This is a genomic window from Pseudomonas paracarnis (genome assembly GCF_904063055.1).
Taxonomy (GTDB): domain Bacteria; phylum Pseudomonadota; class Gammaproteobacteria; order Pseudomonadales; family Pseudomonadaceae; genus Aquipseudomonas; species Aquipseudomonas paracarnis.
Genome location: NZ_CAJFCN010000013.1, coordinates 119,465 through 144,293, shown reverse-complemented (window position 1 = coordinate 144,293; position 24,829 = coordinate 119,465). Strand labels below are relative to the sequence as shown.

Annotated in this window: 24 protein-coding genes; 3 read left to right on the top strand and 21 right to left on the bottom strand. The window is 57.5% G+C overall.

All coding sequences use genetic code 11. The features are described 5' to 3' along the window. Positions 1–44: 44 nt before the first annotated feature. The 16 genes from glmS to mnmG all read right to left on the bottom strand — a co-directional run bounded on the left by glmS (position 45) and on the right by mnmG (position 15,866). Positions 45–1,877, bottom strand: coding sequence for a glutamine--fructose-6-phosphate transaminase (isomerizing) (glmS, locus tag JMV15_RS23325; RefSeq protein WP_014720585.1), 1,833 nt, complete (start codon positions 1,875–1,877; stop codon positions 45–47). A 10-nt stretch (positions 1,878–1,887) separates the two neighbouring features. Next, the gene (locus tag JMV15_RS23320; protein WP_014720586.1) at positions 1,888–2,655 is read right to left on the bottom strand and encodes a DeoR/GlpR family DNA-binding transcription regulator; all 768 of its coding nucleotides are present in this window, start codon (positions 2,653–2,655) and stop codon (positions 1,888–1,890) included. 238 nt (positions 2,656–2,893) lie between these two features. After that, on the bottom strand, positions 2,894–4,261 hold the full coding sequence (glmU, locus tag JMV15_RS23315) for a bifunctional UDP-N-acetylglucosamine diphosphorylase/glucosamine-1-phosphate N-acetyltransferase GlmU (RefSeq protein WP_014720587.1): 1,368 nt from the start codon (positions 4,259–4,261) through the stop codon (positions 2,894–2,896). A gap of 122 nt (positions 4,262–4,383) precedes the next feature. Further along, positions 4,384–4,800, bottom strand: coding sequence for a F0F1 ATP synthase subunit epsilon (locus JMV15_RS23310; RefSeq protein ID WP_003195825.1), 417 nt, complete (start codon positions 4,798–4,800; stop codon positions 4,384–4,386). 44 nt (positions 4,801–4,844) lie between these two features. Beyond that, on the bottom strand, positions 4,845–6,221 hold the full coding sequence (atpD, locus tag JMV15_RS23305) for a F0F1 ATP synthase subunit beta (protein ID WP_003195827.1): 1,377 nt from the start codon (positions 6,219–6,221) through the stop codon (positions 4,845–4,847). 27 nt (positions 6,222–6,248) lie between these two features. Beyond that, on the bottom strand, positions 6,249–7,109 hold the full coding sequence (gene atpG, locus JMV15_RS23300; RefSeq protein ID WP_005792602.1) for a F0F1 ATP synthase subunit gamma: 861 nt from the start codon (positions 7,107–7,109) through the stop codon (positions 6,249–6,251). A gap of 50 nt (positions 7,110–7,159) precedes the next feature. Beyond that, positions 7,160–8,704 carry a F0F1 ATP synthase subunit alpha gene (gene atpA / locus JMV15_RS23295; RefSeq protein ID WP_003195831.1) on the bottom strand — a complete coding sequence of 515 codons (1,545 nt, stop codon included), beginning with the start codon at positions 8,702–8,704 and terminating at the stop codon, positions 7,160–7,162. A gap of 21 nt (positions 8,705–8,725) precedes the next feature. Continuing rightward, entirely contained in the window at positions 8,726–9,262 is a 537-nt protein-coding gene (locus JMV15_RS23290) for a F0F1 ATP synthase subunit delta (RefSeq protein ID WP_003195833.1), read from the bottom strand. A gap of 12 nt (positions 9,263–9,274) precedes the next feature. Then, a complete protein-coding gene (locus tag JMV15_RS23285) occupies positions 9,275–9,745 on the bottom strand; it encodes a F0F1 ATP synthase subunit B (RefSeq protein WP_003195835.1) in 471 nt (156 codons plus the stop codon). A gap of 56 nt (positions 9,746–9,801) precedes the next feature. Next, positions 9,802–10,059 (bottom strand): F0F1 ATP synthase subunit C, encoded by a 258-nt coding sequence (gene atpE, locus JMV15_RS23280; protein WP_002555987.1) that lies wholly within the window; start codon positions 10,057–10,059, stop codon positions 9,802–9,804. A 133-nt stretch (positions 10,060–10,192) separates the two neighbouring features. Beyond that, positions 10,193–11,062, bottom strand: a complete 870-nt coding sequence (gene atpB, locus JMV15_RS23275; RefSeq protein WP_014720589.1) for a F0F1 ATP synthase subunit A — start codon at positions 11,060–11,062, stop codon at positions 10,193–10,195. Positions 11,063–11,078: 16 nt separating this feature from the next. Next, the gene (locus tag JMV15_RS23270; protein WP_010565865.1) at positions 11,079–11,486 is read right to left on the bottom strand and encodes a F0F1 ATP synthase subunit I; all 408 of its coding nucleotides are present in this window, start codon (positions 11,484–11,486) and stop codon (positions 11,079–11,081) included. A gap of 148 nt (positions 11,487–11,634) precedes the next feature. Then, a complete protein-coding gene (locus JMV15_RS23265; protein ID WP_003195890.1) occupies positions 11,635–12,507 on the bottom strand; it encodes a ParB/RepB/Spo0J family partition protein in 873 nt (290 codons plus the stop codon). A gap of 9 nt (positions 12,508–12,516) precedes the next feature. Further along, positions 12,517–13,314, bottom strand: a complete 798-nt coding sequence (locus JMV15_RS23260) for a ParA family protein (RefSeq protein ID WP_003195891.1) — start codon at positions 13,312–13,314, stop codon at positions 12,517–12,519. Between the two features lie 18 nt (positions 13,315–13,332). Beyond that, positions 13,333–13,977, bottom strand: a complete 645-nt coding sequence (gene rsmG / locus JMV15_RS23255) for a 16S rRNA (guanine(527)-N(7))-methyltransferase RsmG (protein WP_014720590.1) — start codon at positions 13,975–13,977, stop codon at positions 13,333–13,335. Then, positions 13,974–15,866, bottom strand: a complete 1,893-nt coding sequence (mnmG, locus tag JMV15_RS23250) for a tRNA uridine-5-carboxymethylaminomethyl(34) synthesis enzyme MnmG (RefSeq protein ID WP_014720591.1) — start codon at positions 15,864–15,866, stop codon at positions 13,974–13,976. Before mnmG ends, rsmG begins: the two co-directional genes overlap by 4 nt. A 541-nt stretch (positions 15,867–16,407) precedes the next feature. Here mnmG and JMV15_RS23245 point away from each other — a divergent pair. From JMV15_RS23245 to JMV15_RS23235, 3 genes are all read left to right on the top strand, one after another. Further along, positions 16,408–16,914, top strand: coding sequence for a sigma-70 family RNA polymerase sigma factor (locus tag JMV15_RS23245; RefSeq protein ID WP_032872171.1), 507 nt, complete (start codon positions 16,408–16,410; stop codon positions 16,912–16,914). Continuing rightward, complete coding sequence (locus JMV15_RS23240; protein ID WP_014720593.1) at positions 16,914–17,858, top strand: FecR domain-containing protein; 945 nt, start codon at positions 16,914–16,916, stop codon at positions 17,856–17,858. The genes JMV15_RS23245 and JMV15_RS23240 overlap by 1 nt, the downstream gene beginning before the upstream one ends. A gap of 135 nt (positions 17,859–17,993) precedes the next feature. After that, positions 17,994–20,384: a TonB-dependent siderophore receptor gene (locus tag JMV15_RS23235; protein ID WP_408004002.1), complete on the top strand. Its 2,391-nt coding sequence runs from the start codon at positions 17,994–17,996 to the stop codon at positions 20,382–20,384. Positions 20,385–20,402: 18 nt separating this feature from the next. Here JMV15_RS23235 and mnmE read toward each other — a convergent pair whose 3' ends face one another. From mnmE to rpmH, 5 genes are all read right to left on the bottom strand, one after another. Further along, a complete protein-coding gene (mnmE, locus tag JMV15_RS23230) occupies positions 20,403–21,773 on the bottom strand; it encodes a tRNA uridine-5-carboxymethylaminomethyl(34) synthesis GTPase MnmE (RefSeq protein ID WP_014720595.1) in 1,371 nt (456 codons plus the stop codon). A 79-nt stretch (positions 21,774–21,852) separates the two neighbouring features. Continuing rightward, the gene (gene yidC / locus JMV15_RS23225) at positions 21,853–23,535 is read right to left on the bottom strand and encodes a membrane protein insertase YidC (protein ID WP_014720596.1); all 1,683 of its coding nucleotides are present in this window, start codon (positions 23,533–23,535) and stop codon (positions 21,853–21,855) included. Positions 23,536–23,537: 2 nt separating this feature from the next. Then, entirely contained in the window at positions 23,538–23,783 is a 246-nt protein-coding gene (yidD, locus tag JMV15_RS23220; protein WP_019816912.1) for a membrane protein insertion efficiency factor YidD, read from the bottom strand. Next, positions 23,776–24,183: a ribonuclease P protein component gene (gene rnpA / locus JMV15_RS23215; protein ID WP_019816913.1), complete on the bottom strand. Its 408-nt coding sequence runs from the start codon at positions 24,181–24,183 to the stop codon at positions 23,776–23,778. Before rnpA ends, yidD begins: the two co-directional genes overlap by 8 nt. Positions 24,184–24,196: 13 nt before the next feature. Continuing rightward, positions 24,197–24,331, bottom strand: coding sequence for a 50S ribosomal protein L34 (rpmH, locus tag JMV15_RS23210; protein WP_003213577.1), 135 nt, complete (start codon positions 24,329–24,331; stop codon positions 24,197–24,199). Between the last annotated feature and the right edge of the window lie 498 nt (positions 24,332–24,829).

The following is a 24,829-nucleotide window of genomic DNA, read 5'->3' as shown; positions in this document are numbered from 1 at the left end:
AAGGGGCTGTTGAAAACAGCCCCTTTTGGGTACGCCAGTGAGGCTTACTCCACCGTCACCGACTTCGCCAGGTTACGCGGCTGGTCAACGTCGGTGCCCTTGAGCACCGCGACGTAGTACGACAGCAACTGCAGCGGGATGGTGTAGAGGATCGGCGACAGGGTGTCGTGGATGTGCGGCATGTTGATTACATGCGTGCCTTCACCATTGGTCATTCCCGCCTTCTCGTCAGCGAAGACGATCAGTTGGCCGCCACGGGCGCGTACTTCCTGCAGGTTGGACTTGAGCTTCTCCAGCAGTTCGTTGTTCGGCGCCACGGTGACCACTGGCATGTCGTCATCCACCAGGGCCAACGGGCCGTGCTTCAGCTCGCCGGCCGGGTAGGCTTCGGCGTGGATGTACGAGATTTCCTTGAGTTTCAGCGAGCCTTCCATCGCAACCGGGTACTGCGCACCACGGCCGAGGAACAGGGTGTGGTTCTTGTCGGCGAACAGCTCGGCGACTTTTTCCACGGTGCCGTCCATGGCCAAGGCTTCGCCCAGGCGGGTCGGCAGGCGGCGCAGTTCTTCCACCAGAGTGGCTTCGACACCGTCGGCGAGGGTGCCGCGTACTTGGCCCAGTGACAGGGTCAGCAGCAACAGGCCCACCAGTTGGGTGGTGAAAGCCTTGGTGGAAGCGACACCGATTTCACGACCGGCCTGGGTCAGCAGGGTCAGGTCGGATTCACGCACCAGGGAGCTGATGCTGACGTTGCAGATCGCCAGGCTGCCGAGGAAGCCCAGTTCCTTGGCGTTGCGCAGGGCGGCCAGGGTGTCGGCGGTTTCGCCGGACTGGGAAATGGTCACGAACAGGGTGTCGGGCTGCACCACCACCTTGCGATAGCGGAACTCGCTGGCGACTTCGACCTGGCATGGGATGCCGGCCAGTTCTTCCAACCAGTAACGCGCCACCATACCGGCGTGGTAGCTGGTGCCGCAGGCGACGATCTGCACATTGCGCACTTTGGCGAACAGTTCAGCGGCTTGCGGGCCGAAAGCATTCACCAACACTTGGTTCTGGCTCAGGCGACCTTCCAGGGTGCGCTGTACCACGGACGGCTGCTCGTGGATTTCCTTGAGCATGAAGTGGCGGAACTCGCCCTTGTCGGCGGCTTCGGCACCGTCGCGGTATTGCACGGCTTCACGTTCCACGGACTGACCGTTCACGTCCCAAATCTGCACGCTTTCACGGCGGATGTCGGCAATGTCGCCTTCTTCCAGGTACATGAAGCGGTCGGTCACTTGGCGCAGGGCCAGTTGGTCGGACGCAAGGAAGTTCTCACCCAGGCCCAGGCCAATTACCAATGGGCTACCGCTGCGGGCGGCCACGACGCGGTCAGGCTGGCTCGCGCTGATCACGGCCAGGCCGTAGGCGCCGTGCAGCTCTTTGACCGTGGCCTTGAGGGCGGTGGTCAGGTCGCTGTGGTCCTTGAGCTTGTGGTTGAGCAGGTGGGCGATCACTTCGGTGTCAGTGTCCGAGGTGAAGACGTAGCCCAGGCCCTTGAGTTGTTCACGCAGCACTTCATGGTTTTCGATGATGCCGTTGTGCACCACCGCCAGGTCGCCAGAGAAGTGCGGGTGAGCGTTACGCTCGCACGGAGCACCGTGGGTGGCCCAACGGGTGTGGGCGATCCCTAAGCGACCTACCAGTGGCTCACCGGCCAGGGCCTGGTCCAACTCGCTGACCTTGCCCGGGCGGCGCATGCGCTCCAGCTTGCCGGCGTTAGTGAAGACGGCCACACCGGCGCTATCGTAGCCGCGGTATTCGAGGCGCTTGAGGCCTTCGATCAGGATGGCAGTAACGTTACGTTCGGCGACTGCGCCAACAATTCCACACATGGTGCTTCTCCTAGATGATTGCCGCGCATATCAGCGTAATGCCGCGGGCTTGGATCTGGTCGCGGGCCTCGAGCGGCAGGCGATCATCGGTAATAAGGGTATGGACGCTGCTCCAGGGCAGTTCCAGGTTGGGAATCTTGCGGCCGATCTTGTCGGATTCGACCATCACCACCACTTCACGGGCGACCTCGGCCATGACGCGGCTCAAGCCCAGCAGTTCGTTGAAGGTGGTGGTGCCGCGCTGTAAATCGATGCCATCGGCACCGATGAACAGCTGGTCAAAGTCGTAAGAACGCAGGACCTGCTCGGCGACCTGGCCCTGGAACGAATCCGAATGCGGGTCCCAGGTGCCCCCGGTCATCAACAGCACCGGTTCGTGTTCCAGTTCGCTCAAGGCGCGGGCCACGTTCAGGGAGTTGGTCATCACCACCAGGCCCGGCTGATGGCCCAGTTCGGGGATCATCGCGGCGGTGGTGCTGCCGCTGTCGATGATGATGCGCGCATGTTCACGCAAACGCTTCACGGCCGCACGGGCGATGGCGCGCTTGTAGACCGAGATGGGCTGGGCAGCGTCACCCACCAGCTCTTGGGGCATAGTGATTGCACCGCCGTAGCGACGCAGGAGCAAGCCGTTACTTTCGAGGGCAGCAAGGTCCTTGCGGATGGTCACTTCCGAAGTTTCGAAATGTTTGGCCAATTCGTCCACGCTGACTTCGCCCTGTTCGTTGAGCAAGGTCAGGATATTGTGGCGTCGTTGGGGGGTGTTTCGTTTCGACATGGTAGTGATAAGTTTCGTTTCGAAAGATAACGAAGGCAATCAAAACCTATTGGTGAAAGATCGTCAAGAGGCGGAAGGCATTTTTGTAGAGCTTTCGGACATGCCGCTAAACAACTGTGGGAGCTGGCTTGCCTGCGATAGCGGCGTGTCAGGCGACATCATGATGAATGTCAGACCGCTATCGCAGGCAAGCCAGCTCCCACAGGAGTGAATCTCAACCTATCGAGTTGTGGATAACTCAGCTCTTCTTGATTTTGACCGGGCGTTTCCAGCCGTCGATGTTGCGTTGGCGAGCCCGGGCAACAGCCAGTTGGGACTTATCCACATCCTGGTTGATGGTTGAGCCCGCTGCGGTGTTGGAACCATCGCCGATGGTCACCGGAGCAACCAGCGAGTTATTGGAGCCGATGAACACGTCTTCACCAATGGTGGTCTGGTACTTGTTGGCACCGTCATAGTTGCAGGTGATGGTGCCGGCGCCGATGTTGGTGCGGGCGCCGATGACGGCATCGCCCAGGTAAGTCAGGTGGCCGACTTTGGCGCCTTCGCCCAGGTGAGCGTTTTTCAGTTCGACAAAGTTCCCCACATGGGCCTTGGCCCCCAGCTCGCTACCCGGACGCAAGCGCGCAAACGGCCCGGCATCGCTGCCCTCGCCCATCACCGCACCGTCGATATGGCTGTTGGCCTTGACCACCACGCCTTTGCGCAAGGTGCTGTCCTTGATCACGCAGTTCGGGCCGATCACCACACCGTCTTCAATGATCACGCGGCCTTCGAGGATCACATTGATATCGATCAGGATGTCGCGGCCCACCGTGACTTCGCCACGTACATCGAAACGCGCCGGGTCTCGCAGGGTCACACCCTGGGCCATCAGGCGCAGGCCTTCGCGCAGTTGATAGTGACGTTCCAGCTCTGCCAGTTGTTTGCGGTCGTTGGCGCCCTGCACTTCCATCGGATGGTGGGGCTGCTCGGTGGCGACCAGCAGGCCATCGCTGACGGCCATCTCGATGACGTCGGTGAGGTAATACTCGCCCTGGGCGTTGTTGTTGGACAGGCGGCTCATCCAATCGGCGAGCTTGTTGGCAGGCACCGCGAGAATGCCGGTGTTGCCTTCAGTAATCGCGCGCTGGGCTTCGCTGGCATCTTTGTGCTCGACGATCGCGGCGACCTTGCCATCGGCGTTGCGCACAATGCGGCCGTAGCCCGTAGGGTCATCCAGCTCAACGGTGAGCAGGCCCATCTGGCCAGGCACCACGTGCTTGAGCAGGCGTTGCAGGGTTTCCACTTCAATCAGCGGTACATCGCCGTAGAGGATCAATACCGTGTCCGCGGTGATGAAAGGCACAGCCTGCGCGGTCGCGTGGCCGGTGCCCAGTTGCTTGTCTTGCAATACGAAATTCAGGTCGTCCGCGGCCAGACGCTCACGGACCACATCGGCACCGTGGCCAATCACCACATGAATACGTTGTGGGTCCAGTTGCCGGGCGCTGTGGATAACATGACCCAGCATGGAATTGCCCGCGACCGGGTGCAGCACCTTGGGCAGGGCCGAACGCATACGAGTGCCCTGGCCTGCGGCGAGAATGACGATTTCAAGAGACATGAATGGCTACCAATCCTGGGCGGTCCGGGTTCAGACCAAAGAAGTGTTTTGCAAAAAAGAAAAAGGGTAGCCGAGGCTACCCTTTTTAATCAATCACGCATCAAGCAAAACGGCGTGGCCGCTTACTTCTTGCGGATCTGCTGGAGAGTACGCAGCTGGGCTGCGGCCTCGGCCAGACGGACTGCAGCAGCGCTGTAGTCGAAGTCTGCGCCTTTTTCGTTCAGCGCCTTCTCGGCAGCCTTGACGGCTTCCTGAGCGGAGGCTTCATCCAGGTCGCCAGCACGTTGCACGGTGTCGGCAAGTACCTTGACCATGTTCGGCTGAACCTCGAGGAAACCACCGGAGATGTAAAACACCTCACGTTCCCCGCCTTGCTTGGTCAGAGTGATCGGACCTGGCTTCAAGCTTGTGATCAGCGGGGCGTGACCCATGGCGATACCAAGATCACCCAAGTCGCCGTGCGCTGTTACAAACTCGACCAGACCGGAGAAAATTTCCCCTTCCGCGCTGACGATATCGCAATGGACTGTCATAGCCATCTGATTGCCTCAACCTGATGAGCGCCCGTTTCCGGGCGCCAGGATTACAGTTTCTTGGCTTTCTCGATCGCTTCTTCGATGCCGCCGACCATGTAGAACGCTTGTTCTGGCAGGTGGTCGTAGTCACCGTTGAGGATGCCTTTGAAGCCAGCAATGGTGTCTTTCAGGGAAACGTATTTACCCGAAGCACCGGTGAAGACTTCAGCCACGAAGAACGGCTGCGACAAGAAACGCTGGATCTTACGAGCACGGTTTACCAACTGCTTGTCGGCTTCCGACAGCTCGTCCATACCCAGGATCGCAATGATGTCCTTCAGTTCTTTGTAACGCTGCAGCACGTACTGAACGCCGCGAGCGGTGTCGTAGTGCTCCTGGCCGATCACGTTCGGGTCCAGCTGGCGCGAAGTCGAGTCGAGTGGATCGACCGCTGGGTAGATACCCAGGGAAGCGATGTCACGGGACAGAACGACGGTGGCGTCCAAGTGGGCGAAGGTGGTAGCTGGCGACGGGTCGGTCAAGTCATCCGCAGGTACGTATACCGCTTGGATCGAAGTGATCGAACCTTCCTTGGTCGAAGTGATACGTTCTTGCAGAACGCCCATCTCTTCAGCCAGGGTCGGCTGGTAACCTACTGCAGAAGGCATACGGCCCAGCAGTGCGGATACTTCAGTACCGGCCAGGGTGTAACGGTAGATGTTGTCGACGAACAGCAGAACGTCGTTACCTTCGTCACGGAATTTCTCGGCCATGGTCAGGCCAGTCAGGGCTACGCGCAGACGGTTTCCCGGCGGCTCGTTCATCTGACCGTAAACCAGTGCCACTTTGTCCAGAACGTTGGAGTCCTTCATCTCGTGGTAGAAGTCGTTACCCTCACGAGTACGCTCACCAACACCTGCGAACACGGAATAACCGCTGTGCTCGATGGCGATGTTACGGATCAGTTCCATCATGTTTACGGTCTTGCCTACACCGGCACCACCGAACAGACCGACTTTACCGCCTTTGGCGAACGGGCAAACCAGGTCGATAACCTTGATGCCGGTTTCCAGCAGGTCGTTGCCGCCCGCTTGTTCTGCGAACGAAGGTGCTGCGCGGTGAATACCCCAGCGCTCTTCGGTGGCAATCGGGCCAGCTTCGTCGATCGGGTTGCCCAGTACGTCCATGATCCGGCCCAGGGTCGCTTTACCGACCGGTACGGAGATGGCAGCGCCAGTGTCGACAACGTCCAGACCGCGCTTCAAGCCTTCGGTGGAACCCATCGCAATGGTACGAACTACGCCGTCGCCCAGCTGCTGCTGAACTTCCAGGGTAGTTTCCGCGCCTTGTACTTTCAGCGCGTTGTAGATGCTCGGTACGCTGTCGCGTGGAAATTCCACGTCGATAACGGCGCCGATGATTTGAACGATACGTCCGCTACTCATAGCTGGATCCTCTGAATATTTGAACCGTTAAACCGCGGCAGCGCCGCCGACGATTTCCGAGATCTCTTGGGTGATCGCAGCCTGACGCGCCTTGTTGTAGATCAGCTGCAAATCGCTGATCAGATCACCGGCGTTATCGGTAGCGTTTTTCATCGCGATCATCCGCGCCGCTTGTTCAGCTGCGTTGTTCTCGACCACCGCCTGGTACACCTGCGACTCCACGTAGCGCACCATCAAGCCGTCAAGCAGCTCTTTGGCGTCTGGTTCGTAGAGGTAGTCCCAGTGGTGCTTGAGTTCCTGATCCGGGGTTGCCACCAGTGGAATCAATTGCTCCACGGTTGGCTGCTGGGTCATGGTGTTGATGAACTTGTTGGATACCACGGACAGGCGGTCAATCCGGCCTTCCAGGTACGCATCCAGCATCACCTTCACACTGCCGATCAAATCATTGATCGACGGCTCTTCACCCAGGTGGCTGATAGCTGCAACGACGTTACCGCCGAAGTTGCGGAAAAAGGCCGCACCCTTGCTACCAACAACACACAGATCGATCTCGACGCCGTTTTCGCGGTTTACCGCCATGTCCTTGACCAGGGCCTTGAACAGGTTGGTATTCAGACCACCGCACAAACCACGGTCACTGCTCACTACCACATAACCTGCACGCTTGACGGCGCGCTCGATCATGAACGGGTGGCGGTATTCCGGGTTGGCGTTGGCCAGATGCCCAATTACCTGGCGGATACGCTCCGCATAAGGACGGCTAGCAGCCATGCGCATTTGTGCCTTGCGCATTTTGCTGACCGCCACTTTTTCCATGGCGCTGGTAATTTTTTGCGTGCTTTTGATGCTCGCAATCTTACTGCGAATCTCTTTTGCGCCTGCCATGTAACACCTATCAGGTTAGCAAGCGGAAGCCTTGCGGCTCCCGCTGCGGCTTACCAGGTTTGGGTGGCCTTGAACTTCTCGATACCGGCTTTCATGCCAGCGTCGATATCGTCATTGAAGTCACCCTTCACGTTGATCTTCGCCATCAATTCGGCGTGATCGCGGTTGAAGTAAGCAATCAGCGCTTGTTCAAAGCTGCCGACCTTGGCGATTTCAACGTCGGTCAGGAACCCACGCTCAGCGGCATACAGCGACAACGCCATGTCAGCGATCGACATTGGGGCGTATTGCTTCTGCTTCATCAGCTCGGTAACGCGCTGACCATGCTCAAGTTGCTTACGGGTCGCTTCGTCCAGGTCAGAAGCGAACTGGGCGAATGCCGCCAGTTCACGGTACTGAGCCAGAGCGGTACGGATACCACCGGAGAGCTTCTTGATGATCTTGGTCTGAGCGGCACCACCCACACGGGATACCGAAACACCGGCGTTCACTGCAGGGCGGATGCCCGAGTTGAACATGGCCGATTCCAGGAAGATCTGACCGTCGGTGATGGAAATCACGTTGGTCGGAACGAACGCGGAAACGTCGCCAGCCTGGGTTTCGATGATCGGCAGTGCGGTCAGGGAACCGGTTTTGCCGGTCACTGCGCCGTTGGTGAACTTCTCTACGTATTCTTCCGAAACGCGGGATGCGCGCTCCAGCAGACGGGAGTGGAGATAGAACACGTCGCCTGGGTAAGCTTCACGGCCTGGTGGACGGCGCAGCAGCAGGGAAATCTGGCGATAAGCCACTGCTTGCTTGGACAGATCGTCATAAACGATCAGCGCGTCTTCACCGCGGTCGCGGAAGAATTCACCCATGGTGCAGCCGGAGTACGGTGCCAGGAATTGCAGCGCAGGAGATTCCGAAGCACTGGCAGCCACGATGATCGTGTTGGCCAGGGCGCCGTTTTCTTCCAGCTTGCGAACTACGTTGGCGATGGTCGATTGCTTCTGACCGATGGCTACGTAGACGCAGAAAATGCCGCTGTCTTTCTGGTTGATGATCGCGTCGATCGCCAGAGCGGTTTTACCGATCTGACGGTCACCGATGATCAGCTCACGCTGGCCACGGCCGACCGGGATCATGGCATCGACAGCCTTGTAGCCAGTCTGTACAGGCTGGTCTACCGACTTACGCCAGATCACGCCTGGAGCAACTTTCTCGACCGCGTCGGTCTCGGTGTTGCCCAGTGGACCTTTACCGTCAACAGGGTTACCCAGTGCGTCGACTACGCGACCCAGCAGTTCCTTACCAACCGGAACTTCCAGGATGCGGCCTGTGCACTTGGCGCTCATGCCTTCAGCCAGACTGGTGTACGCGCCCAATACAACGGCACCTACGGAGTCTTGCTCCAGGTTGAGGGCCATACCGTAGACGCCGCCCGGAAACTCGATCATCTCGCCGTACATGACGTCGGCCAGACCGTGAATCCGCACGATGCCGTCAGATACGCTGACGACAGTGCCTTCGTTACGGGCTTGGGAGGTCACATCGAGCTTGTCGATGCGGCCCTTGATAATTTCACTTATTTCGGAAGGATTGAGTTGCTGCATTGCTCTGCTGCCCCTTCAAACTCAAGATTTCAATGCTTCGGCAAGTTTCGCGATTTTGCCGCGAATCGAGCCATCGATAACCAGGTCGCCGGCACGGATAACAACACCACCAATAAGCGATGCGTCCTCCGAAGCTTGCAGGCGCACTTCCCGATTGAGTCGTGCACTGAGAACCTTGGCGAGTTTGTCTTGCTGTTCTTGGTTCAATGCGAAAGCACTGGTCACTTCAACGTCTACCGATTTCTCTGCTTCGGCCTTGTACAGGTCGAACAGAGCGGCGATCTCCGGCAATAGCGGGAGACGGTCGTTTTCGGCAATGACGTGGATGAAGTTCTGCACCTTCACATCAAACTTGTCGCCGCACACTTCAATAAAAGTGGCGGCCTTGTCTGCGCTCGTCAGGCGCGGGGCCTTGAGCACGCGCTGCATGGTGTCGTCTTGCGACACTGCTGCAGCCAGGCCGAGCATGGCTGACCAAGAGGCCAGCTGCTGGTGGGCCTGGGCGTGCTCGAAGGCTGCCTTAGCGTAAGGTCGGGCCAACGTGGTCAGTTCTGCCATGATCGCCCTCGCTTAAATTTCAGCAGCCAGTTTGTTAACCAGCTCCGCGTGCGCGTTTTGATCGATTGTGGCACCGAGGATCTTCTCGGCACCGCCAACGGCCAGAGCACCCAGTTGGGCACGCAGCGCGTCTTTGACACCGTTCAGTTCCTGTTCGATCTCGGCATGAGCCGAAGCCTTCACACGGTCAGCTTCGACGCGGGCTTTTTCAACAGCCTCTTCGACGATCTGGTTACCGCGTTTCTTGGCTTGCTCAATGATCTCGGCTGCCTGTGCTTTAGCTTCGCGCAGTTGCTGACCCACTTTCTCGTGGGCCAACTCCAGGTCGCGAGCTGCACGGCTGGCAGCGTCCAAACCATCCGCGATCTTCTTCTGACGTTCGTGCAAAGCCGCGATGACCGGAGGCCACACGAACTTCATGCAAAACACTACAAAAATGAAGAACGCAACGGATTGGCCAATCAGGGTTGCATTAATGTTCACGCCAACACCTCGCTCATTCGTTGTCCATCACCCCAATCACTCGAAAATTCGAGTGATTAGCCAGCGAGTTGACCAACGAAGGGGTTCGCGAAGGTGAAGAACAGTGCGATACCAACGCCGATCATGGTCACGGCGTCGAGCAGGCCGGCGACGATGAACATTTTAACTTGCAGCATTGGGACCATTTCTGGCTGACGCGCTGCGCCTTCCAGGAATTTGCCGCCCAGCAGGCCGAAACCAATGGCAGTACCCAGGGCGCCCAGGCCGATCAACAGTGCAACAGCGATAGCGGTTAGACCAACTACAGTTTCCATCTTTCCTCCCGACTTTTACGTCGTATGGTTTAGGTTTTTTAGATTTTAAAGCGGTAAAACAAATCGTTTCATAGCCCTGTTGGGCCACCTTCCCGTTTGACCGGGAAGGACATCAGACTAGTCGAGACTGGTCTTAATGGTTCTCTTCGTGCGCCATCGACAGGTAGACGATGGTCAGCATCATGAAGATGAAGGCCTGCAGGGTAATGATCAGGATGTGGAACACAGCCCACGCCCACTGCAGAACTACGCCCAGGCCGCTAAGCCAGAGCAGGCCGCTGCCGAACATCACAGCGATCAGAATGAACACCAGCTCGCCGGCATACATGTTGCCGAACAGTCGCAGAGCCAGGGAAATCGGCTTGGCGACTAGGGTGACGAATTCCAGCAGGAAGTTCACCGGGATCAGCAGGGCTTGAACGAAGATGTTCTTGCTGCCGAACGGGTGCAGGGTCAGTTCGCCGATGAAGCCGCCGATGCCCTTGACCTTGATGCTGTAGAAAATGATCAGCGCGAATACCGACAGAGCCATGCCCAGTGTGGCGTTCGGGTCAGTGGTGGATACGGCGCGGAATGGAATGTGCGGGTCGCCGGAGATCGCCATGGCCAACTGAGGAATCCAGTCCACCGGGATCAGGTCGACGGCGTTCATCAGGAACACCCAGACGAAGATGGTCAGTGCCAGCGGTGCAATCACCGGGCTACGGCCATGGAAGCTGTCTTTCACGCTGCCATCGACGAATTCGACCAATACTTCAACGAAGTTCTGCAAAGCACCTGGCTGACCCGAAGTCGCCTTCTTTGCCGCCATGCGGAAAATCAGGACGAAGATCAGACCCAATGCGACCGACCAACCCAGAGTATCCAGGTGGAAAGCCCAGAAACCCATTTCTTTGGCTTCTGCTGCGGTGTGGGCAAAGCCCCAGCCGCCATTAGGAAGCTGACCGAAGGTCAGGTTCTGCAAGTGGTGCTGGATATAGCCCGAAGCGGTTGTTTCTGCCATGGTTGCCTCAAACGCCCTAAGGTTTCGAAAGTCTTGTTTTCATTAGCAGGGGAGCGAACCAGCTGACCAGTTGGGTCAACACGAAGACGCCGAATACAGCCAGCGGCGCCAATGGCTTCACACCTGCAAAGGTCAGTGCAAACAGCACTGCCGTCAAAATCAGTTTCCCCGCCTCGCCGGCATAAAAAGACCGGACGATAGCCTGGGCTGCTCGGGCGCCGGAAAACCGAAAGGCCCTGTGAGCAAAATACATATTGGGCAGCAAGGCTATCAGGCCTCCGCAGAGTCCTGAATACCCGGCTACGACTCCATGCCAATACCAAAGCGCCAATGCGGCGATCAGCAAAATGACAAATTGAGCCAGTAGAACCGGAAAAACAGCCAAGCGATGGAACGGCAACGTGTTTGGCGTGCGGGTTTCCATCACTCTTGCTCCTCAATGGTCGGCTGCCGGAAATCAATAACTTGGCATAATTTGTGCCGACAAAATGCGCGCAGAGTATAGGGGCGGTTCAGCCCCTATTCAACTGTCGGGTAGTGATTTCCGATCACGCGCTACATAAGCAAATGTTTCAGCGGATGTGGGCAAGGACGCCTTGAAGCTCGTCAAGGGAGTTATATCCGATGACCAATTGCCCTTTGCCCTTCTTGCCGTGACGAATTTGCACCGCAGAGCCCAGGCGCTCGGCCAGGCGCTGCTCGAGTCGCGCGATATCCGGATCAGGTTTGGCGGTTTCCACCGGTGCAGGTTTGCCGCTGAGCCATTGGCGCACCAGCGCTTCAGTCTGACGTACGGTCAGGCCTCGTGCGACAACGTGTCGCGCCCCTTCAACCTGTTGATTTTCCGGCAAACCGAGCAACGCACGGGCATGGCCCATTTCCAGGTCGCCGTGGGACAACATGGTCTTGATCACTTCCGGCAGCGCGATCAAACGCAACAAGTTGGACACGGTGACGCGGGACTTGCCCACTGCCTCGGCCACTTGTTGCTGGGTGAGCTGGAATTCCTGCTGCAAACGCTGCAACGCAATCGCTTCTTCGATCGGGTTGAGGTCTTCACGCTGAATATTCTCGATCAGCGCCATGGCGATCGCGGTTTCATCCGGCACGTCGCGCACCATCGCCGGGATAGTCTCCTTGCCGGCCTGCTGGCTGGCACGCCAGCGGCGCTCCCCGGCGATAATCTCAAAGCGGCCACCGCCAATGGGGCGCACCACGATGGGCTGCATCACGCCCTGAGCCTTGATCGAGTTGGACAGTTCTTCCAGGGCCTGGGGGTCCATGTCCCGACGTGGCTGGTATTTGCCGCGCTGGATCAGGTCCAGCGGCAAGTGCTGCAGCTCGCGCTCGTCGGCCTGCACCGCTTGTTCTTCAAGCGATGTGACGGTCGGACCACTCAACAGTGCATCCAGTCCACGTCCGAGACCTCGTTTCTTGACGGCCATGGGGATTCCTTAAGTTGGCTGGGCTGCAGCGGTGCGTGAATTACGGCGTTGGCGGCGAACCATCTCGCCAGCCAATGCCAGGTAGGCGATGGCGCCACGCGAGGATTTGTCGTACGCCAGCGCCGGCATGCCATAGCTTGGCGCTTCGGCCAGACGGATGTTGCGTGGAATCACGGTGTCGTACAGCTGGTCACCGAAGTGTTCCTTGAGCTGCGCCGACACATCGTTCATCAGGCTCAGGCGCGGGTCGAACATGGTCCGCAACAAGCCTTCGATCTGCAGTTTCGGGTTGAGCAACTCGGCAATGCGCTTGATGTTATCCACAAGGTCGCTCAGGCCTTCCAACGCGTAGTACTCGCACTGCATGGGGATAATTACCCCATCGGCGGCCACCAGCGCGTTAAGCGTGAGCATCGACAGCGACGGTGGGCAGTCGATCAAGATGTAATCGTAGTTGTCGCGAATGGGCGCCAGGGCGCTGCGCAGACGGCTTTCTTTCATCTGCATTTCCAGCAACACCACTTCCGCCGCGGTCAGATCGCGGTTGGCCGGCAGCAGTTGGTAACCGCCGTGCTCGGAATAATGCATGGCCTGGGCAAGGTCGCATTCGCCAATCAGCAAATCGTAGACCGAGTTTTCCAGGCCGTGTTTATCCACACCGCTACCCATGGTGGCGTTGCCCTGTGGATCGAGATCGATCAACAGCACCCGACGCTTGGTCGCGACCAGGGATGCTGCGAGGTTGATACAGGTGGTGGTTTTACCCACGCCACCTTTCTGGTTCGCTATCGCGAATACCTTAGCCATTCTTGCTTGTGTTCCCAATCATGCCGTGCGGCGCAGTATCAGCAGATGGCGTTGGCCTTGGCAACCAGGTACGGCCAAGGCGTGTTCGCTATCGAGGTGGAAGTCTGCCGGCAATGCTAACAGCTCGTCGCTTGGATGGACGCCCTTCATTGCCAGCCAGCGCGTGTCGCGATCGCCAAGGTGGCGGGTCCAGTTGCTGAAGTTCTCCATGCTGCTGAACGCCCGGGAAACAATTCCGTTGAAGGGCTGTTCAGGCGTGAAGGCTTCGACGCGGCTGTGGATAACTTGCAGGTTGTCCAGCTTGAGTTCGAGCTTGACCTGGGTCAGGAAGCGGGTTTTCTTGCCGTTGCTGTCCAGGCAGGTCACTTGCGACTCGGAAAACAGAATCGCCAGCGGAATACCGGGCATTCCGCCGCCGCTGCCGACATCCAGCCAGCGACCATTTTCGATGAATGGCATAACACTAAGACTATCGAGCAGATGGCGCGAGACCATTTCGTCCGGATCACGCACTGCGGTCAGGTTGTAAGCCTTGTTCCATTTGATCAACAGGGCCAGGTAGCCCAGAAGTAGCTCATGCTGGGCTTCGGTCAGCGCAACGCCCAACTGGCGCGCCCCTGTGGATAACTCTTCGGCGTGTTGCGAGGTGACCAACGAACTCAAGCGCTTTGCTCCAACTGACGGCCCGCGCCGCGTTTTTTCAAATGAATCATCAACAGCGAGATGGCTGCCGGGGTGACGCCAGGAATACGTGAAGCCTGCCCGAGGGTTTCCGGACGAGTTATCCCCAACTTGCTTTGGATTTCTTTCGACAACCCGGAAATCCCGGTGTAGTCGATATCCACAGGCAGCTTGGTGTCTTCACTGGCGCGCAGGCGAGCAATTTCGTCCTGCTGGCGATCAATGTAACCGGCGTACTTGGTCTTGATCTCCACCTGTTCGGCAACTTGTGGGTCTTCAGCGCCCTGGCCTGTCACTTCGACCAAACCAGCGTAGTCGATTTCCGGACGGGAAAGCAGGTTGAGCAAGTTGTACTCATGGGTCAACGGCGTGCCGAATTTTTCTGCGATGGCGTCGCCCTGCTCCGTGCCCGGGCGAACCCAGGTACTTTTCAGACGCTGTTCTTCGAGCGCAATGCTTTCGCGTTTCTTGCAGAAGGCCGCCCAGCGGGCGTCATCGACCAGGCCCAGCTCGCGACCTTTTTCGGTCAAGCGCAGGTCGGCGTTGTCTTCGCGCAGGATCAGACGGTATTCCGCCCGAGATGTGAACATCCGGTACGGTTCCTGGGTACCCAGAGTAATCAGGTCGTCGACCAATACGCCGATGTAGGCTTCATCGCGACGCGGGCACCAGCTGTCTTTGCCCTGTGCACGCAATGCTGCGTTGGTCCCGGCCAGCAAACCTTGGGCCCCGGCTTCTTCATAACCGGTGGTGCCGTTGATTTGGCCGGCGAAGAACAGGCCACCGATCACTTTGGTTTCCAGGCTGTATTTCAGGTCGCGCGGGTCGAAGTAGTCGTACTCGATGGCGTAGCCCGGACGCACGATGTGCGCGTTTTCCATACCGCGAATCGACTGCACGATCTGGATTTGCACATCGAACGGCAGCGAAGTGGAAATTCCGTTGGGGTACAGCTCGTGGGTGGTCAGGCCTTCGGGTTCGATAAAGACCTGGTGGCTTTCCTTGTCGGCAAAGCGGTGGATCTTGTCTTCGATCGACGGGCAATACCGCGGGCCAATGCCTTCGATCACCCCGGAATACATCGGCGAACGATCAAGGTTCGCGGCAATGATTTCGTGGGTACGGGCGTTGGTGTGGGTAATCCAGCAGCTGACCTGTTTCGGGTGCTGTTCTTTGGAACCCATGAACGACATGACCGGGATCGGCGTGTCGCCGGCTTGCTCGGTCATCATCGAGAAATCCACAGAACGCCCATCAATGCGTGGCGGGGTCCCGGTTTTCAAGCGGCCGACGCGCAGCGGTAGTTCACGCAGACGTTTTGCCAGAGCAATCGACGGCGGGTCACCGGCACGGCCACCGGAATAATTTTGCATACCGATGTGGATAAGTCCGCCCAGGAACGTGCCCGTGGTCAGTACGACCGAATCTGCATGAAAACGCAGACCCATTTGCGTAACAACACCACGTACCTGGTCCTGCTCGACGATCAAGTCATCGGCGGCCTGCTGAAATATCCACAGGTTCGGCTGGTTTTCCAGGGTTTCGCGTACCGCTGCCTTGTACAGGATGCGGTCGGCCTGAGCCCGGGTAGCACGTACGGCCGGGCCTTTACGGCTGTTGAGCACGCGAAATTGAATACCACCCTTGTCGGTGGCCATCGCCATTACCCCGCCAAGGGCATCGATTTCCTTGACCAGATGGCTTTTGCCAATCCCGCCAATTGCGGGGTTGCAACTCATGGCACCGAGGGTTTCCACGTTATGCGTCAGCAACAGGGTTTTTACACCCATGCGTGCTGACGCCAGTGCTGCCTCGGTACCGGCATGACCGCCGCCGATGACGATCACTTCAAAACGGGAAGGGAAATCCACCACGCACCTCGTGCCTGCTTATGTAGGTAATCAGGAATTGTTTGTTGAAAGGGTTTTAGAGCTTTGCGGGCAAGTATAGGGACTTAGGGCTTCCTAAAGAACCCTTTGCACAAAATTTAACCAGCTGTGGATGAATCACAGACAATAGAAATTAAAAGAGAGAAATTTATTAAATCTTTGTTTTTATGTTTATTTATACTGAGCAACATTTCTGTGGATAGATCTCTACAGGCCTTTGTTTACAATGTGTACAGCGATTCAAAACGTTGTGGTCATCTGCCAATGAGGCCCTTGGATAAGTGCTTTAAGCCTGTGGATTAAACGACCGGTTATCCACAGATGGGTTTTTACGCAGGTTTCACGCCCTGTTATCAACTGGGCACAGGAGCGGTTATTCACAGGGCTTAATCCACAGAAACGGCCGATTTCGTCCACGGCAAAGCTGGGAATTAATCCCGGGTGGGACAAAAACAGATCTATTGTGGGAAAACACTGGGCCAGTTAATAATAGCGATTATCATTAACCTGCCTTGTCGCGCCTATGCCTCCCTCCTCACATACCGCAGCGGTCCGCCACATCTATGAACAGCACCATTCGTGGTTGCGCGGATGGCTCAAGGGAAAATTGCATAACGCCAGCGATGCAGCCGATGTGGCCCACGACACGTTCGTGCGCATGCTCGGTGGACGACATGCGGCGCAGATCCTCGAACCACGGGACTATCTGGCCACCATCGCCAGGGGCCTGGTGATTGATCGGTATCGCCGGCATGCCATCGAGCAGGCCTACAGGCAGACCCTGGCAGAGCGTCCTGAAGCCACGGCTATCAGTGAGGAAGACAAGGCAATCATCATCGAAACCCTGGTGGCTGTGGATAAAGCGCTGTCTGGGCTGGGTGAGCGTGCACGGCGAATTTTCATGCTGGCACAGATTGAAGGGCTGACTTATCAACAGATCGCCGATCTACTGCAGGTATCGCTGACCACGGTGAAGAAACACATGATCCGTGCCCTCACCGAGTGCTCCCTGATCATGGCCAGCCGGTAATGGTCAGCCCTGACCGCAAGGCGTTCGAGGTCGCTGCCAGTTGGTATGTGCAATTCCAGTCGCAATCACCGACGCCCGCACAACATCAAGCCTGGCAGCAGTGGCTTAATCATGACCCGTCCCACCAGGCGGCTTGGGACCAGATGGAGCAGTTGCAACGCAGCCTCGGTGGCCTGCCCCCTGATCTCACACGCCGCGCGTTATCCACCACGCAACAGCGGCGCCAGGTACTCAAGTGGATGCTGGTGCTTGGCGGCAGTGGCTACCTGGGCTGGAACGTCCAGCAACATACGTCGTTGGGTAACGCATGGGCTGATTACCGCACGTCGGTGGGCCAGAGGCGGCGCATCGAGTTGGCGGATGGCACGCAGATCAATCTCAATACTCATACCGCTATCGATGTGGCCTTTGACGGGTACCAACGTTTGATCCGTCTGCGCGAGGGTGAAGTACTTATCCACACCGGCACGCGGGGTGGGCACTTACCGTTTTATGTAGAAACTCGCCAAGGCCGGGTCAAGGCGCTGGGCACTCGGTTTACTGTGCGCCAACTGCCGGATGCCACGCGGGTGGGCGTCTTGGAAGAACGGGTTGAGATATCCCCCGGCGACCAACCCGAACTTCGCCGCACTATGGGCGCGGGTGAGAGCGCAGAGTTTGATCGGCACAATGTGCGCCCTGCCCAGCGATATGGCGGTGTACAGGCCGCCTGGGTCGATGGCCAACTGATCGTGCTCGATGCTCGGCTAGGAGAAGTTATCGATGAGTTGGCGCGCTATCGGCCGGGCGTATTGCACTGCGACCCAGCCTCTGCGGGCCTACGCGTTTCCGGGACATTCCGTCTGGACTCAACCGATGCCGTCCTCGCTAACCTGCAAGCGAGCCTGCCGATTCAAGTGAAATACTTTACGCGCTATTGGGTGTCGGTCACCCGGATCGGCTAATCGAAAAATAATCCACAGAGGGGTTATCTTTTTTTGACCTGGTGCGGCCCTACAGGTAATCACGACGCTACCTTCAGGGCTTACTCACCTATGCGCCTTCCCACCCCGCTCCGCAAACGACTTTCCTGCCATGGCATGACGTACGGTCTGCAGTTCATCACCGCTACGACCGGTGTGTTGTTATCCACCACCGTCATGGCCGCCCGCGCAACGCAACACTTTGCCATTGCCGCAGGCCCGCTGGACAACGCCTTGAGCCAGTTTGCCGCCAAGGCCAATGTGATTCTGTCCTTCTCGCCACAGCAAACGGCGCGTTTGAATACGCCAGGGCTGCAAGGTGACTATTCGGTGGACCAGGGCTTTGCGCTACTGTTGCAGAACTCGGACCTGCAGGCGGTCGCACAGGCTCCCGGCAGCTATGTATTACAGGCGGCACCTGCTGGCCAATTGACCTTGGCCCCTACCACCGTCAACGCTTATCAACAGGGCGGCTTCAATCAAGAGATCGCCGGGGATGTAGGCTACAAGGCTCAGAGCAGCCGGATCGGCACGAAGACCAGCACACCGCTGTCCGAGACCCCGCGTTCGGTGTCCGTTGTCACTGGCCAGCGTATCAAGGACCAGAAGTCCCAGACCCTGACAGAAGTGCTGGGCTACGTACCGGGAATCTTCGCCCCACCGTTCGCGGCGGGCGACGGCTTGGCAGGCGATCTGTTTTTCATACGCGGTTTCAACGCCACGGATTACGGCTACGGCCTGCTGCGAGATGGTCTGCGAGTTCAAGGCAATCGATACGACACCACCAGCGAACCCTACGGCCTGGAACGGGTCGAGATTTTCCGCGGTCCTTCTTCCCTGCTCTACGGTGAAAACGCACCCGGTGGCTTGGTTAATCTGGTGAGTAAACACCCGACTGCAACCCCGCAAGGCGAGGTGCAGGTGAGTTATGGTTCGAATAATCGACGCCAGTTGGGTGTGGATATCTCGGGCCCGCTCAACGACAGTGACACTATCCTGGGTCGGGTGGTGATGCTGGGGCGTAAATCCGACACGCAGACCGATCACGTTCCGGACGATCGTCTGTATATCGCGCCATCCTTGACCCTGAACTTCGACGACTACAACACCCTGACGCTGCTGGCCAACTATCAGAAAGACCATACCAACCTGGAACTCGGCCTACCCGCCGCCGGTACCCTGCTTACAAATCCCAACGGCAAGCTGTCCAAACACACCTTGCTGGGCAACCCGGACTGGAACACCTTTGAACGCGAAGCGTGGAGCACCGGCTATGAGTTCAGCCACAGCTTCAATGATGACTGCCAGTTCCGTCAGAACTCGCGCTATATGCAGTCACGTATCAACCGGCACGAAACCTGGCCTGGCTCATTGAATAACGGTGGCTTCGGCACCCGGCTGAACATGAACGCCTACGACCGCTACAACAAGTCGATGGTCTATTCCCTGGATAACCAGCTCGAAGGCAAGTTCCAGTTGGGCAGTGTGGAAAACACAGTGCTATTGGGCGCCAGCTATGACCGAACCTCGTTCAATCAAGACTGGGATGCGGGTTTCGCCGGCACCATCGATGTGTATAACCCGGTGTACCTGCGCGACCCGCTCACTCCCCTGGCAGTGCAAAACACTTTGCTTGAACAGCAGATGAAAGGGGTTTATGCACAGATCCAAAGCAAATACGACCATTGGCTCTTTCTGCTCGGCGGCCGCCAGGACTGGGTCGACAGCGATTACCGAGACAAGGTCAAGCCATCGAGCAATATCAACTCACAGGATCGTAAATTCACTTACCAGGGCGGGGTGATGTACCAGTTCGACAACGGCCTTACGCCGTATGTCAGCTATTCCACCGCGTTTGTCCCCGTGCAGCAGATCTCCAACGCCGGCTCGCCGTTGAAACCGATCACCAGCAGCCAATACGAAGTGGGCGTTAAGTACGAACCGATCGGCTGGGATACGGCGATGACCGTGTCGGTGTATGACCTGCGCAAGCAGGACGATACCTACCTTGATGCCACCACCAACAGCTATCGCCAAGTCGGTGAAAGTCGCGCCAAGGGCGTGGAAGTCGAGGTCAACAGTAACATCAGCTCCAACTTCAACGTGACGGCAGCCTATACCTACACCGACGCCCGGATAACCAAGGATTCGGCCACTTCGCTGGTAGAAGGCCGTCAGATGACGGGCGTGCCGCGTAACCAGGCTTCGGTGTGGGGCAAATATCGCTTTCTCGACGGCCAACTCAAGGGTTTCTCCGTGGGCGGCGGGGTGCGCTATTTCGACAGTACCTTTTCCTACACCCCGCCTACGCTCTACGGGAAGCTGGACGCAGGTAGCGTCACCTTGGTGGATGCGGCACTGGGTTATCAGATCAACCCACACTGGTCGGTGGACCTGAACGCCAAGAACCTGTTCGACAAGGAATATGTATCCGGTTGCAACGATGCGGGGCGTTGCTATTGGGGCGACAGCCGTACCTTGCTCGGTACGGTGTCTTACAACTGGTAGACGGTGTGGATAACTCGGTTACTTGCCAATGCAAAAGCTTGAGAAAATCCGCCCCAGCAAATCATCCGAACTGAAAGCGCCGGTGATTTCACCCAACAGCTGCTGCGCCTGACGCAGATCTTCAGCCAGCAGCTCCCCAGCCCCCGCCAAGGTCAACTGAGCGCGCCCGTGCTCCAGGGCCGCGCTGGCATGACGCAGCGCTTCCAGGTGCCTGCGCCGCGCACTGAAGCTGCTTTCCGACGTCTGTTCGTAGCCCATGCAGGCTTTAAGGTGTTCGCGCAGCAATTCCAGACCCTCACCGGCCGATTTCGCGCTCAAGCTGATCGTGACGTGGCCATCTTCACTGGTTTCCAGGGCGATGGCTTCACCCGTAAGGTCGGCCTTGTTACGGATCAAGGTGACTTTGGCCGGGTCTGGCCGTTGTTCAAGGAATTCGGGCCACAAGGCAAAAGGATCCACTGCTTCCGGTGCAGTGGCATCCACCACCAGCAACACACGATCGGCTTCGCTGATCGCCTTGAGCGCACGTTCCACGCCGATCTTTTCCACCTGGTCGTCGGTGTCGCGCAGACCAGCGGTGTCGACCACGTGCAGCGGCATACCGTCGATGTGGATATGCTCGCGCAAGATATCCCGTGTAGTGCCGGCGATCTCGGTGACGATGGCCGCCTCGCGCCCTGCAAGAGCATTGAGCAGGCTGGATTTGCCGGCATTGGGCCGGCCGGCAATTACCACCGTCATACCATCGCGCAGTAAGGCGCCCTGCCCGGCTTCACGCAGCACTGTGGATAACTCATCGCGGACTTTGTCCAGCATCGCCAATACATGGCCATCCGCCAGAAAGTCGATTTCTTCTTCCGGAAAATCAATCGCGGCTTCGACGTAGATGCGCAGACTGATCAACTGCTCGGTCAAATTATGCACACGCAGGGAAAAAGCCCCCTGCAATGAGCGCAACGCGTTACGTGCAGCCTGTGCAGAACTGGCTTCGATCAAATCAGCGATAGCTTCGGCCTGGGCCAGGTCGAGCTTATCGTTCAAGAATGCGCGTTCGCTGAATTCCCCGGGTCTGGCCAGGCGGCAACCCAATTGCAAGCAGCGCTGCAGCAGCATGTCCAACACCACAGGACCACCGTGCCCTTGTAGTTCAAGGACATCTTCACCGGTGAACGAGTTTGGCCCTGGAAAATAGATGGCCAGCCCCTCGTCCAATACGCTGTGGTCGGCATCCAGGAACTGGCCGTAATGGGCATAACGGGGTTTCAGCTCCCGGCCGCTGATAGCCTTGGCTGCCACGCCCGCCAATGGCCCGGAAATTCGAACGATGCCGACACCGCCCCGACCTTGAGCGGTAGCGACAGCAGCGATGGTTTCACGAGGAGCGCTCATCAGCAGGTTCCAGAACAAAAGTGACGGAAAGCAAAACGCCCCACTAGGGGGCGTCTTGAGTGGTTATCCACAGAGTAAATTACGCCTCGGCTTTTTTGGTAGCCGCTTCGATTTTACGTGTGATGTACCACTGTTGAGAGATCGACAACACGTTGTTGACCACCCAGTACAGTACCAAGCCAGCAGGGAACCACAGGAAGAAGAAGGTGAAGATGATTGGCATCATTTTCATTACCTTGGCCTGCATCGGATCCGGCGGGGTTGGGTTCAGACGCTGCTGGATAAACATGGTCGCGCCCATGATGATCGGCAGGATAAAGAACGGGTCTTTGATCGACAGGTCAGTTATCCACAGCATGAACGGCGCCTGGCGCATTTCAACGCTTTCCAGCAATACCCAGTAAAGCGATAGGAACACCGGCATCTGTACCAGAATCGGCAAGCATCCACCCAGCGGGTTGATCTTCTCTTTCTTGTACAGCTCCATCATGGCCTGCGACATTTTCTGCCGGTCATCACCATGTTGTTCTTTCAGCGCGGCCAGTTTCGGGGCCACGGCACGCATACGCGCCATCGATTTGTAGCTGGCTGCCGACAGAGGGAAGAAAAGCCCTTTGATCAGCATGGTCAGGAAGATGATCGACCAGCCCCAGTTACCGACGATGCTGTGGATATGCTGCAACAGCCAGAAGATCGGCTGGGCAATGAACCACAGGAAGCCGTAGTCCACAGTCAATTCCAGGCCTGGGGACAACTCTTTCAGTACCGCCTGGCTTTTAGGGCCGGCGTACAGGGTAGCGCTGGTTTCAGCCTTGGCACCTGGAGCGACGGTCAACGCCGGGCCAGTGAAACCAATGATGTAGTTGCCCTGGCTGTCCTTGCGGGTCTGAACCAGGTTCGCGTCACCCTTGTTAGGAATCCAGGCGGTCACGAAATAGTGCTGCAGCCACGCTACCCAGCCACCTTGGACGGTTTCTTTCAGCGAGCCCTTGTCGATATCTTTCATCGACACTTTTTTGTACGGCTCGTTACTTGTCCACAGGGCGGCGCCCAGGTAAGTGGCGGTACCGGTGGCGGTGCTGGAAGACGGATCGGAGCTGGCGTCACGCTTGAGCTGGGCAAACAGGTTGCCGCTCCAGGCTTTGTCGCTGGTGTTGTCGATCAGGTAAGTGACCTTCAAATCGTACAAACCGCGGGTAAAGCTGAAACGCTTGATGTAGTTGACACCGTCGAGGCTGAATTTCAGGTCGACGTTCAACTGGTTCTGGCCGTCTGCCAGTTGATAAGTCTTCTGCTCGGTCGAATAAACCGGACGACCGGTAGCACGTGCATCCGGACCATTGGTGCCGGTCAGGCCGCTTTGCGCCAGATAGGTACGTTCACCGCCGTTATCGAACAGTTGGAACGGCACATCCGGATGGTCTTGGCGACGTGGATAAAGCGGCAGCTTCAGCTGTGCGATATCACCACCTTGTGGGTCGATAGCCAGGTCGAGCACATCCGTTTTTACGTGGATGAGGTCTTTGTTGGTGACCACTGGCGTTTCTAACGGGGCACTTGTCTCGCCATTCGCGCTGGGAACATCGGCACTCGCGGACGCATTGTTACCCAGCGGGGTGTCCGGAATAGCCGGCGCAGCCTGATTGGTAGCAACATTCTGAGTCGGCAGGGCAGCCTGACCGTAGTCCTGGTTCCATTTAAGGACCATGACATAGGACACGATTGCCAGGGCGACGATCAGGATTGTGCGTTTAATATCCATGATTACTCGGCCATCGAAGAAGAACGGGAGGTAGGGATAGGTGGAACCGGGTCATAACCACCGGGATTCCACGGATGACAGCGACCTAAACGACGAAAGGTCAGCCAGCCACCGCGCAGAAGACCATGATTTTCTATGGCCTCTAACGCGTAGCAGGAACAACTGGGGTAGAAACGACAGTGGCTGGCCATCAGAGGACTAATGGCATAGCGATAAAACTGGATCGGAACGATTGCCAGTTTACGCATCAAGGCTGTCTACCCCTACAGTTTCGGTGCTGACTGCTGGTGCTGGCTTGTGGGTACGCGCCAAACGTTTCCAGAGCTTGCCGAAATGCTGAATCAATTCGGGGCTTTCTACATCACCCAAGCCTTTGCGCGCGACGATAACAATATCCCAACCAACCAGAGTGTCCTGGTGGAGGCGAAACGATTCGCGCATCAGACGCTTGAGGCGATTGCGCTCAACGGAGAGCTTTACGCTCTTCTTGCCGATCACCAACCCGAGACGGGGATGATCAAGATCGTTGTTACGCGCAAGGAGCAGGAGATTTTTCCCCGGAACCTTGCCGGTGGGGGAGTCAAAGACTGCCTTGAAATGCCGGGGGGTTAGCAGACGCTTTTCCCGACTGAAGTCCTGACTCACCACCAGTACCGGATTATCAAACTGCCAGACGCGCACGACCTTTGGCGCGGCGACGCGACAGGACAGCACGGCCGTTCTTGGTAGCCATGCGAGCACGGAAGCCGTGAGTACGGGCGCGTTTGATGGTGCTTGGTTGGAAAGTACGTTTCATGGCGTTGTTACCTGGTTCGTCCACAACGGGCCGGAATGGCCCCCGTTTTAAGAGACCGGCGATTCTAGAGAAAGCAAGCCTCTAGGTCAATTTCCAACCAGCTTTTCCTTTAATTAGATGTCGACGGGGTCCTGGCGCCCTTCTCCCCGTCTGACTTCCATCTGCCATGCGATAGATATAAAAATAAAGAAGGAAGTTATTTAAAGCTTTTCTGTAAAGCTTATAAAAGCTAGGGACGCGATCATCTGTGGATAACTGCCTTGAGCCCTTGTTCCACGTGTTGTACAGAGAATGACAACACGGGGGAGAAGCGGTGCTCTGCCTGTGCTGCGCTATCGGATAAGCTGTGTGTGGAACAGCTACTTATCCACAGGCCGGTTACCCACAGACTTTCGACCCCACTTGTACAACGAGCTTAGGTGGGTTTATCCACAGAGCTTATGCACAGACCACTGGTCGCATTTTTTGCGGTTAAGACGTTGATTTTGGGTGGCCTGT

Coding starts and splice junctions, on each gene's coding strand:
- JMV15_RS23290 (WP_003195833.1), bottom strand. CDS start 9,262: ATGGCAGAACTGACCACGTTGGCCCGACCTTACGCTAAGGCAGCCTTC.
- atpG (WP_005792602.1), bottom strand. CDS start 7,109: ATGGCAGGCGCAAAAGAGATTCGCAGTAAGATTGCGAGCATCAAAAGC.
- yidC (WP_014720596.1), bottom strand. CDS start 23,535: ATGGATATTAAACGCACAATCCTGATCGTCGCCCTGGCAATCGTGTCC.
- yidD (WP_019816912.1), bottom strand. CDS start 23,783: ATGCGTAAACTGGCAATCGTTCCGATCCAGTTTTATCGCTATGCCATT.
- JMV15_RS23270 (WP_010565865.1), bottom strand. CDS start 11,486: ATGGAAACCCGCACGCCAAACACGTTGCCGTTCCATCGCTTGGCTGTT.
- atpA (WP_003195831.1), bottom strand. CDS start 8,704: ATGCAGCAACTCAATCCTTCCGAAATAAGTGAAATTATCAAGGGCCGC.
- atpD (WP_003195827.1), bottom strand. CDS start 6,221: ATGAGTAGCGGACGTATCGTTCAAATCATCGGCGCCGTTATCGACGTG.
- JMV15_RS23265 (WP_003195890.1), bottom strand. CDS start 12,507: ATGGCCGTCAAGAAACGAGGTCTCGGACGTGGACTGGATGCACTGTTG.
- JMV15_RS23245 (WP_032872171.1), top strand. CDS start 16,408: ATGCCTCCCTCCTCACATACCGCAGCGGTCCGCCACATCTATGAACAG.
- atpB (WP_014720589.1), bottom strand. CDS start 11,062: ATGGCAGAAACAACCGCTTCGGGCTATATCCAGCACCACTTGCAGAAC.
- JMV15_RS23260 (WP_003195891.1), bottom strand. CDS start 13,314: ATGGCTAAGGTATTCGCGATAGCGAACCAGAAAGGTGGCGTGGGTAAA.
- atpE (WP_002555987.1), bottom strand. CDS start 10,059: ATGGAAACTGTAGTTGGTCTAACCGCTATCGCTGTTGCACTGTTGATC.
- mnmE (WP_014720595.1), bottom strand. CDS start 21,773: ATGAGCGCTCCTCGTGAAACCATCGCTGCTGTCGCTACCGCTCAAGGT.
- JMV15_RS23310 (WP_003195825.1), bottom strand. CDS start 4,800: ATGGCTATGACAGTCCATTGCGATATCGTCAGCGCGGAAGGGGAAATT.
- rpmH (WP_003213577.1), bottom strand. CDS start 24,331: ATGAAACGTACTTTCCAACCAAGCACCATCAAACGCGCCCGTACTCAC.
- JMV15_RS23240 (WP_014720593.1), top strand. CDS start 16,914: ATGGTCAGCCCTGACCGCAAGGCGTTCGAGGTCGCTGCCAGTTGGTAT.
- JMV15_RS23320 (WP_014720586.1), bottom strand. CDS start 2,655: ATGTCGAAACGAAACACCCCCCAACGACGCCACAATATCCTGACCTTG.
- glmS (WP_014720585.1), bottom strand. CDS start 1,877: ATGTGTGGAATTGTTGGCGCAGTCGCCGAACGTAACGTTACTGCCATC.
- glmU (WP_014720587.1), bottom strand. CDS start 4,261: ATGTCTCTTGAAATCGTCATTCTCGCCGCAGGCCAGGGCACTCGTATG.
- JMV15_RS23235 (WP_408004002.1), top strand. CDS start 17,994: ATGACGTACGGTCTGCAGTTCATCACCGCTACGACCGGTGTGTTGTTA.